12 protein-coding genes are annotated in these 13,052 nt (G+C 71.3%); 8 read left to right on the top strand and 4 right to left on the bottom strand.

Features of this window, described 5'->3' with window-relative positions:
* The first annotated feature begins 16 nt into the window (after positions 1-16).
* The 5 genes from lanKC to AB0M01_RS20855 all read left to right on the top strand — a co-directional run bounded on the left by lanKC (position 17) and on the right by AB0M01_RS20855 (position 8,050).
* Positions 17-2,572, top strand: a complete 2,556-nt coding sequence (gene lanKC / locus AB0M01_RS20875; RefSeq protein WP_363671821.1) for a class III lanthionine synthetase LanKC — start codon at positions 17-19, stop codon at positions 2,570-2,572.
* Positions 2,573-2,576: 4 nt separating this feature from the next.
* Positions 2,577-2,714: a SapB/AmfS family lanthipeptide gene (locus AB0M01_RS20870; protein ID WP_143466108.1), complete on the top strand. Its 138-nt coding sequence runs from the start codon at positions 2,577-2,579 to the stop codon at positions 2,712-2,714.
* 88 nt (positions 2,715-2,802) lie between these two features.
* Positions 2,803-4,728 (top strand): prolyl oligopeptidase family serine peptidase, encoded by a 1,926-nt coding sequence (locus AB0M01_RS20865; protein WP_363671818.1) that lies wholly within the window; start codon positions 2,803-2,805, stop codon positions 4,726-4,728.
* Positions 4,725-6,374, top strand: a complete 1,650-nt coding sequence (locus AB0M01_RS20860) for an ABC transporter ATP-binding protein (protein WP_363671816.1) — start codon at positions 4,725-4,727, stop codon at positions 6,372-6,374. The genes AB0M01_RS20865 and AB0M01_RS20860 overlap by 4 nt, the downstream gene beginning before the upstream one ends.
* Complete coding sequence (locus tag AB0M01_RS20855; protein ID WP_363671814.1) at positions 6,371-8,050, top strand: ABC transporter ATP-binding protein; 1,680 nt, start codon at positions 6,371-6,373, stop codon at positions 8,048-8,050. Before AB0M01_RS20860 ends, AB0M01_RS20855 begins: the two co-directional genes overlap by 4 nt.
* On the opposite strand, the gene AB0M01_RS20850 is transcribed toward AB0M01_RS20855, so the two are convergent.
* Positions 8,029-8,628 carry a response regulator transcription factor gene (locus AB0M01_RS20850; protein ID WP_363671812.1) on the bottom strand — a complete coding sequence of 200 codons (600 nt, stop codon included), beginning with the start codon at positions 8,626-8,628 and terminating at the stop codon, positions 8,029-8,031. The genes AB0M01_RS20855 and AB0M01_RS20850 overlap by 22 nt on opposite strands.
* A gap of 546 nt (positions 8,629-9,174) precedes the next feature.
* Between AB0M01_RS20850 and AB0M01_RS20845 the strand changes: the two genes are divergently transcribed.
* Positions 9,175-9,813, top strand: a complete 639-nt coding sequence (locus AB0M01_RS20845) for a transglycosylase family protein (protein WP_363671810.1) — start codon at positions 9,175-9,177, stop codon at positions 9,811-9,813.
* Positions 9,814-9,882: 69 nt separating this feature from the next.
* On the opposite strand, the gene AB0M01_RS20840 is transcribed toward AB0M01_RS20845, so the two are convergent.
* From AB0M01_RS20840 to AB0M01_RS20830, 3 genes are read right to left on the bottom strand one after another with little or no spacing between them, the layout of a single operon-like run.
* On the bottom strand, positions 9,883-10,524 hold the full coding sequence (locus AB0M01_RS20840; RefSeq protein ID WP_363671808.1) for a class I SAM-dependent methyltransferase: 642 nt from the start codon (positions 10,522-10,524) through the stop codon (positions 9,883-9,885).
* Between the two features lie 10 nt (positions 10,525-10,534).
* Complete coding sequence (locus AB0M01_RS20835) at positions 10,535-11,176, bottom strand: Pr6Pr family membrane protein (RefSeq protein ID WP_363671806.1); 642 nt, start codon at positions 11,174-11,176, stop codon at positions 10,535-10,537.
* Positions 11,177-11,216: 40 nt separating this feature from the next.
* Entirely contained in the window at positions 11,217-11,765 is a 549-nt protein-coding gene (locus tag AB0M01_RS20830; protein ID WP_363671804.1) for a 2TM domain-containing protein, read from the bottom strand.
* 76 nt (positions 11,766-11,841) lie between these two features.
* Here AB0M01_RS20830 and AB0M01_RS20825 point away from each other — a divergent pair, with 76 nt between their 5' ends.
* Positions 11,842-12,441: a TetR family transcriptional regulator C-terminal domain-containing protein gene (locus AB0M01_RS20825; RefSeq protein WP_363671802.1), complete on the top strand. Its 600-nt coding sequence runs from the start codon at positions 11,842-11,844 to the stop codon at positions 12,439-12,441.
* 85 nt (positions 12,442-12,526) lie between these two features.
* Positions 12,527-13,036: an AAA family ATPase gene (locus AB0M01_RS20820; protein ID WP_363671800.1), complete on the top strand. Its 510-nt coding sequence runs from the start codon at positions 12,527-12,529 to the stop codon at positions 13,034-13,036.
* Positions 13,037-13,052: the final 16 nt, after the last annotated feature.

The following is a 13,052-nucleotide window of genomic DNA, read 5'->3' as shown; positions in this document are numbered from 1 at the left end:
GGGGGGACGAACCGCCATGGAAAGTTACGAGCTGTACTGCCTGGCCGACCGGCGTTTCTACGACACTCCCTCCAGCGCCGCCGAGCAGCCGGACTTCGCGCTGGCCTCGCGGCCGGTGCCCTCGGGCTGGGACCACGTCCCCGGCGAGATGTGGATGCACTACGCGCCGAGCGGCCTGAAGCTGCCGGCCCAGGGCTGGAAGATCCACGTCTCGGCCGGCCTCGCCGACGCCGAGCGGGCGCTCGAGATCGTCTGGGACTACTGCGTTCCCCGCGGCATCGCCTTCAAGTTCCTGCGCAACGAGCCGGTCCTGGTGATGGTCAACTCGAAGTCCGCCCCGCGCGGTTCGAGCGGGAAGCTGGTGACCATCTACCCGACCGACGAGGCGCAGCTCGAGCTGGTCCTCAAGGAGCTCGACGACCTGCTGGCCGGCGTCCAGGGCCCGTACATCCTGAGCGACCTCCGGTACGCCGAGGGCCCGCTGTTCGTCCGGTACGGCGCCTTCGTCAGCCGCTACACCCTCGACCCGGCCGGTGAGCGCGTCCTGGCCCTCGAGAACGACCTCGGCCAGCTGGTCCCGGACCACCGCGGCCCGACGTTCAGCACGCCGCCGTGGATCGAGCTGCCGAGCTTCCTGCAGACCCACCTCGACGCCCGCAACGCGGTCACCACCAACGACCTCGCGTACACGATCGAGGGCGTCATCCAGTTCTCCAACGGCGGCGGCGTCTACCTCGGCCACCACAACGAGACCCAGGCCAAGGTGGTGCTCAAGGAGGGCCGGCCGTACGCCGGGCTGGACATGTCCGGCCGCGACGCGGTGGCCCGGATCGCCCACGAGCGCGACATCCTGCGGCGCCTCGACGGCCTCGACGTCGTGCCTCAGGTCCACGACCACTTCACGCTCGGCGACCACCACTTCCTGGTCCAGGAGTTCGTCGACGCGAACCCGCTGCAGCGCGAGCTGGTCCGCCGCTACCCGCTGACCCGCCCCGACGCTTCGCAGGCCGAGGTGGCCCAGTACGCCGAGTGGGCGACCAAGATGGTCGACGACGTCCAGCACGCGGTCAGCGAACTGCACGGCCGCGGTGTCGTCTTCTGCGACCTGCACCCCGACAACGTGCTGCTGAGCACCGGCGACCGGCTCGTGCTGATCGACTTCGAGGTCGCGACGCTGGCCGAGGACCAGGCCCGCTCCGCGCTCGCCCACCCGGGCTACGCCGCTCCCGGCGACCGGCAGGGCCCGGACGTCGACCTGTACGCGCTGGCCTGCATCGCGCTCGGCCTGTTCGCGCCGCAGGCGACGATGCTGCTGCACCTGCACCCCGGCAAGGCGTTCCAGCTGGCCGACATGATCGCCGAGACCTTCGGAGTCCCGCGGGCGACGCTCGACAACGCCGTCCGGACGATCGTCGGCCCGGACGTCACCGAGGACGCGGCGATGGCGGCGCTGCCGCTGCCCGGCCGCGCGCCCTGGACCGACGTCCGCGACTCTCTGACCAAGGCGATCGTCGCCGGCGCCACACCCGAGCGGGACGACCGGCTGTTCCCCGGCGACATCGCCCAGTTCCGGCCCGGCGGCGGGATCAACCTCGCGACCGGTGCGGCCGGCGTGCTCTACGCGCTGGCGACGACCGGCGCGGGCCGCTTCCCGGCGTACGACGACTGGCTGCGCGAGCGCGCGAAGACCACCGAGATCGGCCCCGGCCTGTACGACGGACTGCACGGCGTCGCGCACGTCCTCGACGAGCTCGGGTACCGCCAGGACGCGCTGGACGCGATCGAGCTGACCCTGGCCGACGACTTCGGCAGCCGCGAGCTGGGCCTGCACTCGGGCCTGGCCGGCATCGGGCTCAACCTGCTGCACTTCGACGAGTCCGGGCTGCAGACCACCGCGACCCGCGTGCTCGACCTGGTCGCGGACCGGCTCGGCGACGTCACCGACGTACCGGAGCTGAGTGGCGAGGGGAGGCCGCGGGCCGGGCTGATGTACGGCTCGTCCGGACCGGCGCTGCTGTTCCTGGCGGCGTACGAGCGGACTGGTGACACCGGGCTGCTGGACTTCGCGGAGACCGCCATCCGGCAGGACCTGCGTCGCTGCGTCCGTACGCCGGAGGGCATGCTCCAGGTCAACCAGGGCTGGCGCACCCTGCCCTACCTGGAGGAGGGCTCGGCCGGTATCGCGCTGGTCCTCAGCCGCTACCTGCAGCACCGGCCGGACGAGGAGCTCGCTGCCGACCTGGCTGCGCTCCGCCTGGTCACCCGCTGCTCCTACTACGTGCAGCCCGGCCTCCTGATGGGTCGCGCCGGACTGCTGCTCGCTGCCGCTCAGCTGGGCGACAGCACCGACGACCTGGTTCGCGGACTCGGCTGGCACGCGCTGCCGTACGAGGGCGGACTGATCTTCCCCGGCAACCAGCTGCTCCGTCTCTCGACGGACCTGGCCACCGGATCGGCCGGCGTCCTGCTGGCACTGGGAACCGCGCTGCACGAGCGGCCGGTCTCCCTCCCGTTCCTCGGACCTCCCCAGTGGTCCGAGTCCTCATCCCTACTCACACCGAAGGAGGTGTAGACAAATGGCACTTCTCGACCTTCAGGGTCTGGAGACCCCGGGTTACGGTCACGGCGGCCACCACCACGGCGGCTCCACGCTGACCGTGCTGGGCTGCGGTTCCCAGCGTCCGAGCAACCTGAGCCTCGTGCTCTGCCACTGATCGGACCCGAGCTTCTCGAGGTTTCCGAAGGCCCGGGGGCGGGCGGCAACTCCCGCCCCCGGGCCGACCTTCGTTCTGGGAGGTACTGATGGACTACCCGTACGCCGAACGGCTGCCGCTGGTCGAGCAGCTGCACGGGCACTCCGTCGCCGACCCCTACCGCTGGCTCGAGGACCCCTTCAGCCCGCAGACCCGGGAGTGGCAGGCCGCGCAGGACGAGCTCTGGCTCTCGTACGCCGCTTCGCTGCCGACCCGTTTCACCTTCCGCAGCCGCGTGAAAGCCTTGTCCGCGGTCGGTTCCGTCTCCGCGCCGGTCTGGCGCGGCGACCGCTGCTTCCTGCTCCGCCGTGAGCCCGGTCAGGACCACCCGGTCCTCACCGTCGACGGCGTCGAGCTGCTCGACCCCGCGAAACTCGACCCGAGCGGGCTGACCACGCTGGACTCCTGGCAGCCGTCGCCGGACGGGTCGCTGGTCGCGTTCCAGGTCTCGCGCGGCGGCTCCGAGGAGTCCGTGCTGCACGTGCTCGACGTCGCGACCGGCGTACTGGTCGAGGAGCCGATCGACGGCTGCCGGTACTCGCCGATCGCGTGGCTGCCGGACGGGAAGTCCTTCTACTACGTGCGATTCCGGCAGGTCGTCCTGCACGCCGTCGGCGGAGCGGACGAGCCGGTGCTCACCGGCGAGGCGTCGTACGGGCTGGATCTGAGCGCCGACGGCCGCTGGCTGACCATCTCGGCCTCGCGCGGGACGAGCAACGATCTGTGGCTCGCCGACCTGCGCGCCGGCGACGCACCTCAGCCGCTGCAGATCCCCGGGGACGCGATCACGCTGATGTCGGTCGGCCACGACGGCCGCCTGTACGTCGTCACGACCGACGGCGCGCCGACCGGCCGGATCTGCGTCGGCGACCCGGAGAACCCGCTGGTCTGGCACGACTACGTCCCCGCCGACCCCGACGCGCCACTGAGCAGTCTGGCCGTGCTCGACAAGGTCGTCCTGGTCGGCCGTACCCGCGGCACGATCGGCGAGATCGCCATCCACGACCTGGTCACCGGGCGGCACCTCGGCCAGGTCCCGCTGCCGGGCCACGGCTCGATCGGCTCGCTGACCGCCCGTCGCGAAGGCGGTCACGAAGCCTGGTTCTCCTACACCGACAGCGTCACGCCCGCGGCGATCTACGCGTACGACGCCCTGACGGCCGACACGTCGCTGTGGTCGTCCACCACCGCACCCACGGTCGAGGCCACCACAACCGCCGTTCCCTTCCGCTCGGCCGATGGCACCGACCTGGAGATGCTCGTCATCGCCACCCCCGGCGACGGCACTCCGCGGCCGGCGATCCTCTACGGCTACGGCGGTTTCGGCCAGTCGCTCACCCCGACGTACTCCGCCTTCGCCCTCGCCTGGGTGGAGGCGGGAGGCGTCTTCGTCACCGCGACGCTGCGCGGCGGCGGCGAGCGCGGCGCCGACTGGCACCGGGCCGGCATCCTCGACCAGAAGCAGAACGTCATCGACGACTTCCTCGCCGCCGCCGAGCACCTGATCGCCGAAGGCTGGACGACCGCCGCTCAGCTGGGCGCGTGCGGAGAATCCAACGGCGGCCTGCTGGTCGGCGCCGCGATCACCCAGCGCCCGGAGCTCTTCGGCGCCGCCGTCTGCTCGGCGCCGCTGCTCGACATGGTCCGCTACGAACACACCGGCCTCGGCGAACGCTGGGTGCCCGAGTTCGGCTCGGCTTCGGATCCCCAGCAGCTGAAGACCTTGCTGAGCTACTCGCCCTACCACCAGGTCAGCGACCGGCCCTACCCCGCGATCCTGTTCACCACCTTCGCCAACGACACCCGCGTGGATCCCTTGCACGCAAGGAAGATGTGCGCCGCCCTCCAGCACGTCTCCACCCAACCGGTGCTGCTGAGGACCGAGGCCGACGCCGGCCACGCCACCGGCAGCGCGAGCAAGGGCATCGCGCTCGCCGCCGACCTGCTGGCCTTCCTCGATCGGCAGTTGCGGTGAACGTCGGCGACGTCGTCCGGCACAGCGGCAAGTGGCTCCCGGTGATCGCGCTCGCCTCCCTCGGTGGCAGCGGCGTCGCCCTCGCCCTCCCGTCGGTGCTCGGCCGCTCGGTCGACGCGATCGTCGCCGGTCACGGCTACGACCAGTGGCTGGGCGTCGCCGCCGGATTGGTTGCCCTGGGCATCATCTGCTCGCTGGTCGACGTCTTCGCCGGCACCGCCGCGGTCGCCGGTACGACGGCCTGGCTGCGCCACGGCCTGGTCCGCCACGTCGTTCGCGGCGGCCCCGAGGGCACCCGCGGCTTCGAGACCGGCGACCTGGTCAGCCGCGTCTCCGGCAACGCGGTCGACGCCGCCCAGGCAGGCCCCGCGCTGGTCAGCGCGGTCGCCGCGATCCTCCCACCAGCAGGCAGCCTCGTCCTGCTCGCGCTGATCGATCCCTGGCTAGCCGCGGCCTTCTTCGGCGGTGTCCTGCTGGTCATCGGCGTCCTGTTCGTCTTCGCCCGCCGTACGGCGCAGATCAGCCTCGCCTACCAGGAGACCCAGGGCCAGCTCGCGGGCCGCCTCACCGAGGCGCTCACCGGCATCCGCACGATCCTCGCCGCCGGCACCACCGCCCGCGAGGAGCAGCGCGTCCTCACCCTCCTCCCCGAGCTGCACAAGCACGGCCTGCTCACCTGGAAGGTCCTCGCCCGCTCCGGCGCGCAGGCCGCGATCGTCGGCCCGCTGGTGCTGGTCGCCGTACTCGCGGTCGGCGGCCTGCAACTGGTCGCGGGCCGGATCACCGCCGGAGAGCTGTTCGCCGCCGGCCAGTACGCCGTACTCGGCGCCGGTCTCGGCAGCCTGACCGGCGTCATCGGCGAGCTCGCCCGCGCCAAAGCCGGGATCCGCCGCGCGGGCGAGGTCTTCGCGATCGAGTCCGTTCCGCACGGTACCCTCCCGCTGCCGCCCGGGCCGGGCCAACTGCGCTTCGAGTCCGTCACCGTCGTCGCGGGCGACACCACCCTCCTGTACGACGTCAATCTCGAGATCCCCGGCGGCGCGACGGTCGCCGTGGTCGGCCCGAGCGGCGCGGGCAAGTCCGTGCTGGCCGCGATCGCCGCCCGGCTGCGCGACCCGTCGTACGGGCAGGTGCTGCTGGACGGCGTACCGCTGCCGGCCGTGCACCGGCGCTCGCTGCGCAACGCGGTCGGCTGCGCGTTCGAGCGCCCGACGCTGGTCGGGACGACGATCGGCGACGCGATCTCGCCGAACCCACTGAGCACCGTCCGCACCCTCGCGGCCGCGCGTGCGACGCACGCCCACGACTTCGTCAGCCGGCTCCCCCGCGGCTACCGCACTCCGTTGCCCGAGGCCCCTATGTCCGGTGGCGAACGGCAGCGGCTCGGCCTGGCCCGGGCCTGGTCCGCGCACCGGCTGCTGGTCCTGGACGACGCGACGTCGAGCCTCGACACCGCGACCGAGATGCAGATCAGCCGCACGCTCACCGAGGACAAGCACCGCCGCACCCGCCTGATCGTCACCCACCGCCCGGCGACCGCGGCCCGCGCCGACCTGGTCGTCTGGCTCGACCACGGCACTGTCCGCGCCACCGCCCGGCACCGCGACCTGTGGCACCTGGCGGAGTACCGCGAGGTCTTCGGATGAGGCCGCAACTCACGTACGGCCTGCAGGCGCTCAGGAATCGTTCCACCCTGAAGCTCGCCCTGTGGTCGATCCCGGAGATCCTGCCCACCGCGATCTACGGTGTCGCGGTCGCACAAGCCACCGACAGCTTCCTGGCCGGGCACGCCTGGCGGGGCATCGCGTGGCTGGCCGGTCTCGTCCTCACCGCCTGCTTCGGCGCGGCCGGCGCCCACCAGGTCTACGGCCGCCTCGGCGAGCTCGTCGAGCCCCTCCGCGACGACCTCGTCCGCCGCGTCGTCGGCAGCGCGCTGCACACCGGCGACCCCGCCGCAGTCGCGCGCCTGAACCGGCAGGTCGAGATCGTCCGCGACACCTTCGCCGGGCTCGTGCTGGTGATCCGCAGCTTCGCCGTCACGCTCGTCGGCGTCCTGGCCGGGCTGCTCTCGCTCGCGCCCGCGATCGCGGGGTTCGTCGTACCGCCTTTCCTGCTGGGCTTTCTGGCGTCGCTCGCGGTGCTCGGCCTCGCCGCCGACCGCGTGCGCGCCTCGCTGCAAGCGGACGAGGATCTCGCCACCAGCGCCGGGATGACCTTCAGCGGCGTCCGCGACATCACGGCGACCGGCTCGGAGGAGTTCGCCGAGTACCTGACCGGCCGGCCGATCGAGGCTCAGGCCAACGCCGAACGCGCCCTCGCCCGCGTCGCCGCCCTGCGGACGCTCTGCTTCGCCGTCGGCGGCTGGGCGCCGCTGCTGATCCTGCTCGCCGCCGGCCCGTGGCTGGTCGGCCGCGGCGTCTCGACCGGAACGCTGCTCGGCGGCCTCACCTACGTCCTGGTCGGCCTGCAACCCGCGCTGAACACGGTGATGAGCGCGCTCGGCGACAGCGGCCTCCGGTACGTCGTGACGCTCGGCCGCATCCTCGCGGTGCAGTCCACCCCGCCGGCGCCGCGCACCGAAAGCCCGTCGACCTTCGCCGTCCACACCAGCGGACTGACTTTCGCGTACGGCCCCGCCGCCGAACCCGTGATCGAGGACCTGCACCTGACCATCCCCGAAGGCGAGCACCTCGCCGTCGTCGGCCCGAGCGGTATCGGCAAGTCCACGCTCGCCGGTCTGATCTGCGGCATGCTCCAGCCGACCGGCGGTCACGTGCGGCTGGGCGGCGTACCGGCGGAAGCCGTCGCCCCTGACACCCGCGTCCTGATCCCGCAGGAGGCGTACGTCTTCAGCGCCACCGTGATGGAGAACCTCGACTACCTGCTGCCCGACGCGACCCGGTCGGAGGTCCGGCAGGCGATCGACGCCGTCGGCTCGGGCGCGCTCGTCGACCGGATCGGCGGGCTCGACGCCCAGGTCAGGCCGAACGAGTTGTCCGCCGGGGAGCGTCAGCTGATCGCGCTCACCCGCGCGTACCTGTCGCCCGCGCCGCTCGTCGTACTGGACGAGGCGACCTGCTACCTCGACCCCGAGGCCGAGCGCCGGGCCGAGGAGGCGTTCGCGACCCGCGGCGGCACGCTGATCGTGATCGCGCACCGGATCAGCTCGGCGCTGCGGGCCCGGCAGATCCTCGTGATGGACGGCAACCGCGCGACGCTCGGCACGCACAGCAGCCTGCTCAGCACCTCACCGCTCTACCAGGAGCTGCAAGGCCACTGGAACCCGACGGAAGCGGGACTTCAGATCCAGCCCGCGTCCTGAGCCTTCCGGATCGCCTCGATCCGGCTCCGCGCGCCGGTCTTGGCCAGGATCCGGGACAGGTAGTTGCGAACCGTGCCCGCGCTCAGGCTCAGCGTCCGCGCGACCTCCTGCGCGGTCGCGCCCGTCGTCACCTGCCGCAGCACTTCGCACTCGCGGTCGGTGAGCGGGTTGTCGCCGGCCCGCAGCGCGGCAACGGCCAGCCGTACGTCGACCACCGGCAGACCCTTGGCGACGTCACGCACCGCCTCGACCAGCTGGTCGGTGGTCGCGTCGGTCGCCAGCAGCCCGATCCGCGGCGCCTGCTTGACCAGCGCCATGCTGGTCGCGGCGATCGCCTCGTGGTCGACCAGCACCAGCACGCCGCGCCCGGTCAGCTTGCGGCACAGCTCCTCGATCCCGACCTTGCCGGGCAGTTGTGCGTCGAGCACGACCACCTGTGGACGCAGCCGGACCGAGGTCAGGACCTCGTCGGACCGGTCCAGCTCGGCCATCACGTCGAGGTCGGACTCCTTGGACAGCACCGCGGCCAGCGCTCCACGCACCAACGTGCCGCGATGGCCGAGTACGACTCGGATCACCGCATGCCCCCATCAATCGTTTGCCTCAGCTGCGGGCCCTCCCGGCCCGCTCCTGTCCAACGATCGAGACGCGGCGATGTGACGGACAGATTTTCACTTTCACTCCCGGGGCAGCCCCCGGAACACGCTCAGGAAGGGCCCGGAAACCGTTCTGTTGTTGGCCTTTCGCTACCTCAGAGACAGAAAAAATCCGGGGCAGATTCCGATCTGCCCTTGCGGATCGCGGCCCGGTCACGCACGATGGCTCGGTCGCTTCGTTATCTCGACGTGACCATTCGGACGCTGTCCCGTGACCGAACGGGACCGGCCGGGTGTTGTCCCCTGCACCCCCGGAAGGGAGTGGTACCTCACCAGACTGTGGAGCCCGGTACGGCGCCGGCACTGACCGGCCGCCATGGCCCGAGCCTCACGCACAGGTGACGACCACCTTCGTCCCACCGCCGTTCACGCACTTGCGGCCGCGGGACTCTCGGGGAAGTGCGCACGCGGCTGAGCCGGCCGGGCTGGAGTAGTTCACCATGCCCAGCTCATGAGGAGCAGATTCTGATGTCCAAAGCTCGACACGCCCGACCCCGGCGAAGTACCCGCCGGATCGTCCGGACCCTGTCCGTCGCCGGTCTCGGCGCCGGAATCACCGCGGCCGGCGCCGGTGCCGCGTTCGCGGCCGACTACACGGTGAAGCCTGGGGACACCCTCTCCGAGATCGCGCAGGCCAACGGTGCCGACTGGCACCAGCTGGCCCGGCTGAACAATCTCGACAACCCCGACCTGATCCTGATCGGCCAGACGCTCAAGCTCGACGGCGCCCCCAAGGCGACCGTGACCGAGCGCCGCTCGCCCAAGGCCAAGCCGAAGGCCGACCGCTCACCGCGCAAGGCGCAGGAGCGCACCGAGCGCAAGCCGCGCACCACCCGCTCGAAGTCCAGCGGCGGTGCGACGAGCGTGTCGATGAGCGCCGCCTGGCGCAAGGTCGCCCAGTGCGAGTCGGGCGGTAACCCGCGGGCGGTGAACCCGTCGGGCAAGTACCACGGTCTGTTCCAGTTCGACCGGGCCACCTGGCGCAGCGTCGGCGGCTCCGGCGTCGCCTCGCAGGCCTCGGCCGGCGAGCAGCTGATGCGGGCCAAGAAGCTGTACGCCCAGCGCGGCGCCTCGCCGTGGCCGGTCTGCGGCCGCTACCTGCGCTGACCCTGTCGCACCAGAAGCTGGTACGGCGAACGGTGGTGCCGATCGCGGATCGGCACCACCGTTCGTGCGTCAGCGACTCAGTACGAGCATCTCGTCGGCGCCGACCTGGAACTCGTACGGCACCTTCCGGATCTCCGCCCGCACCTCGCCGAGCTCCTCGAGCAGCTCCGGCAGGTACTCGACCGGCTCACCGGCGCCCTGCTTCACCAGCGGGAAGATCCGCACCTCCGACCGGGACACCCGGATCAGCTCCCGCAGCGCGGCCAGGTGCCAGTCGCGGTCGTACTTGTCCGCCCAGGTGAACAGCAGGTGCGAGCTCAGCACCAGCTCGAAGCGCTGGTCCGGGAACGGCAGCTCGGGCAGGCTCCCCGGCACGTAGCAGTCCGGCGCCTCGGAGACGTGGGTGAGGAACCGGTCCGCGGCGTCGATCCGCAGCTCGTCACGGCGCTCGGGCGATCCGTACCAGTGCCAGACGAAGCTCGCCGCGTGGTGGTCCACGATCCCCGACCCGGCCGGCAGGCTGCGCCGTACGGTGTCGACCAGCTCCGCGGCCGGCAGCTCGTACGCCGGGTCGACCGCGACCGCGTCGACGCCCCGGGCGGCGGCCTCGGCGGTGAAGCCGGCCCCTCCCGCGCAGCAGTCGAGCACGGACTCGGGGAGTTCGGTCAGATCGAACATCGCCTCGTACTCGGCGTACGAGCGTGATGTCACCAGCACGGGTCTACCTCTCGACGGCGGTCCTGTTCAGCCGGCGGTCGAGCAGCATCGCGCCGAACGCCAGAGCCAGGAAGAGTAGCGCGACGAGCAGACAGTTCAGCAAGACCTTTCCGTAGCCGAGATCGTCGGCGTCGACGAACGGGTACGGCCAGAAACCGATCGCGGCACCGCGGATCAGCGTGAAGCCCAGCCAGAGCAGCGGGAACACGATCGACCAGCCGACGATCGCGGGGCTGGTCCGGCCACGCGGACCGAACAGCAGCCAGCCGAGCACGCCGAGCAGCGGCGTCGCGGTGTGCAGCAGGAAGTTGGCGACCGCGGCGCCGCCGGTGAAGTCGGCCAGGGCGTTCAGCGCCACCCAGTAGACGATCCCGGTGACGGCGATGCAGAGGACGCCGTTCAGCCGCAGCGTCCGGAACAGGGTCGAGTCGCGGTCGGTGCCGGCGGCGAGCAGCAGCGTCGTACCGCCGAGCAGCAGGTTCGACAAGATCGTGAAGTAGGCGAACACGTTGAAGACCCGGTCCGGGTTGTCCGGGAAGAAGCCGCCGGTCGAGGTCGCCGTGACGACCAGCTGGATGACGATCCCGGCGATCACCGCCGCCGCCGTCACCGCATGAAAGGCCCGCCCCGCACCGGACTTCGTCATGACCGAAATCTACGGCGCGCGGGCGGACCGCTGTGGGATCTCAGGCGTTGATCTTCTGCTGCGGTTCGGTCTCTTCGACGTCGCTGGTGTAGCTGAACGACACGATCGCGTCGATCACCAGCACGATCGTCCAGGACCAGGCCGGGCCGAGCAGCGCGTCGTACCCCTGGCCGGAGAGCAGGCCGAGGCCGATCATCACGCCGCAGCCCACGGCGTACGCGAGCAGGTGGCGGTACCAGCCCTGACGCTCGAAGCGCGCCTTCTCCCGCGTGCCCTTCCGCGGCTTGTACGGCCGCGGCCCGCCGGCCAGCTTGTACGCCGCCCAGCCGTCGGCCCACTTCAGCGTGCGGTGCCCGAAGCCGACGCTGACGCCGATGAAGATCGCGGCCAGCGAGTGCTTGAACGACGGCTCCCCGCCACCGCGGATGTCGATCACGCTGGCCACCAGCATCACGACGTCGACCAGCGGCACCGCGACCAGGAACGCCATCCCCAGCTTCGGCAGCCGCAGCAGGTAGCGGGTGCCGAGCCCGGCGGCGAGCAGCACCCAGAAGCCGATCTCGCACGCGGCGATCACTGCGAGCAGCACGATCTTGCCCTCCTTGTTTTGACACGACTGTGTTTGTACGTGTTTCGACCATAACACAGCTGTGCTAAAAAGGGGTATGCCGAAAATCGTCGACCACGACGCCCGCCGTGAGGAGATCGCCCAGGCGCTGTGGCGCGTGGTCCGCCGCGACGGCGTCCGCGCCGCCTCGGTCCGCACCGTCGCCGCCGAGGCCGGCTGGTCGGCCGGCGCCGTCCGCTACTACTTCCCCGACCAGGACGGCCTGCTCAACTTCGCGATGGACCTGGTCTCCCAGCGCGTGCACGCCCGGGTGTCCGCTCTCGACCCGACCGGTACGCCGACCGAGATCGTGCTGCGCTACCTGGAGGAAGTGATCCCGCTCGACCCCGAACGGCTGGCCGAGTTCGACATCTGGCTGTCGTTCACCGCGCAGGCCCAGGCCGAGAGCGGCGCCGGTGGTCTGCGGCAGCACCTCGGCCCGGTCAACGACGGGCTGCGCAGCCTGTGCCGGCAGCTGCTCGAAGCGCTGGCGCGGGGCGACGCGCTGCGGCCGGGTCTCGACCTCGAGCTCGAGACCGAACGGCTGCACGCGCTGATCGACGGGATCTCTTTGCACGTGACACTTCAGCCCGAGGTGACCACCGCGACGCGCGTCCGCGAAGTACTGGCGGCGCACCTGCGGTCGCTGCATCCGTAAGGGCCGTCTCACCTGCTGGCTGATGCCGGACAACCGATGGTCAGACCCTGACCAAAACCTTGCTCTGCGTGGCACCATCCACGGTATGCAGACCGAGGGGGTGATCGTCGTCAGCGGAATCACGGCGGCGGGGAAGTCGACGGTCTCGCAACTGCTCGCCGAACGGTTCCAGTACGGCGTGCACCTGCGCGGCGAGGTGTTCCGCCGGATGATCGTCAGCGGCCAGGCGCCGGCCGACGCCGAGCACGGCGAGGAAGCGCAGAAACAGCTGAAGCTGCGCTACCGGCTGGCCTGCCAGGCCGCCGACGGGTACGCGCAGGCCGGCTTCACCGTCGTACTGCAGGACGTCGTGGTCGGCGAGTTGCTGCGCGAGTTCCTGGAGAACATCCAGAGCCGGCCGCGCTACCTCGTCGTCCTGACGCCCCGGCCGGACGTGATCTCCGATCGGCTGGGTGGGTTGTCGGTCGACGAGCTCGACTACGAGCTGCACGCGTTCAGCCCGCGGCGCGGGTTGTGGCTGGACAACTCCGACCTCTCGCCGAACGAGACCGTCGACGCGATCCTCGGGCGGCTCGACGAGGCCAAGTTCGACTAGCCGGTCTCGACTGGCC

Source organism: Kribbella sp. NPDC051770 (assembly GCF_040681455.1).
Lineage (GTDB): Bacteria > Actinomycetota > Actinomycetes > Propionibacteriales > Kribbellaceae > Kribbella.
This window is presented reverse-complemented; position numbering and strand designations above follow the sequence as displayed.

Excerpts from the sequence above, each read along its gene's own strand:
- lanKC (WP_363671821.1), top strand. The coding sequence starts at position 17 with ATGGAAAGTTACGAGCTGTACTGCCTGGCCGACCGGCGTTTCTACGAC.
- AB0M01_RS20870 (WP_143466108.1), top strand. The coding sequence starts at position 2,577 with ATGGCACTTCTCGACCTTCAGGGTCTGGAGACCCCGGGTTACGGTCAC.
- AB0M01_RS20865 (WP_363671818.1), top strand. The coding sequence starts at position 2,803 with ATGGACTACCCGTACGCCGAACGGCTGCCGCTGGTCGAGCAGCTGCAC.
- AB0M01_RS20855 (WP_363671814.1), top strand. The coding sequence starts at position 6,371 with ATGAGGCCGCAACTCACGTACGGCCTGCAGGCGCTCAGGAATCGTTCC.
- AB0M01_RS20845 (WP_363671810.1), top strand. The coding sequence starts at position 9,175 with ATGTCCAAAGCTCGACACGCCCGACCCCGGCGAAGTACCCGCCGGATC.
- AB0M01_RS20835 (WP_363671806.1), bottom strand. The coding sequence starts at position 11,176 with ATGACGAAGTCCGGTGCGGGGCGGGCCTTTCATGCGGTGACGGCGGCG.
- AB0M01_RS20825 (WP_363671802.1), top strand. The coding sequence starts at position 11,842 with ATGCCGAAAATCGTCGACCACGACGCCCGCCGTGAGGAGATCGCCCAG.
- AB0M01_RS20820 (WP_363671800.1), top strand. The coding sequence starts at position 12,527 with ATGCAGACCGAGGGGGTGATCGTCGTCAGCGGAATCACGGCGGCGGGG.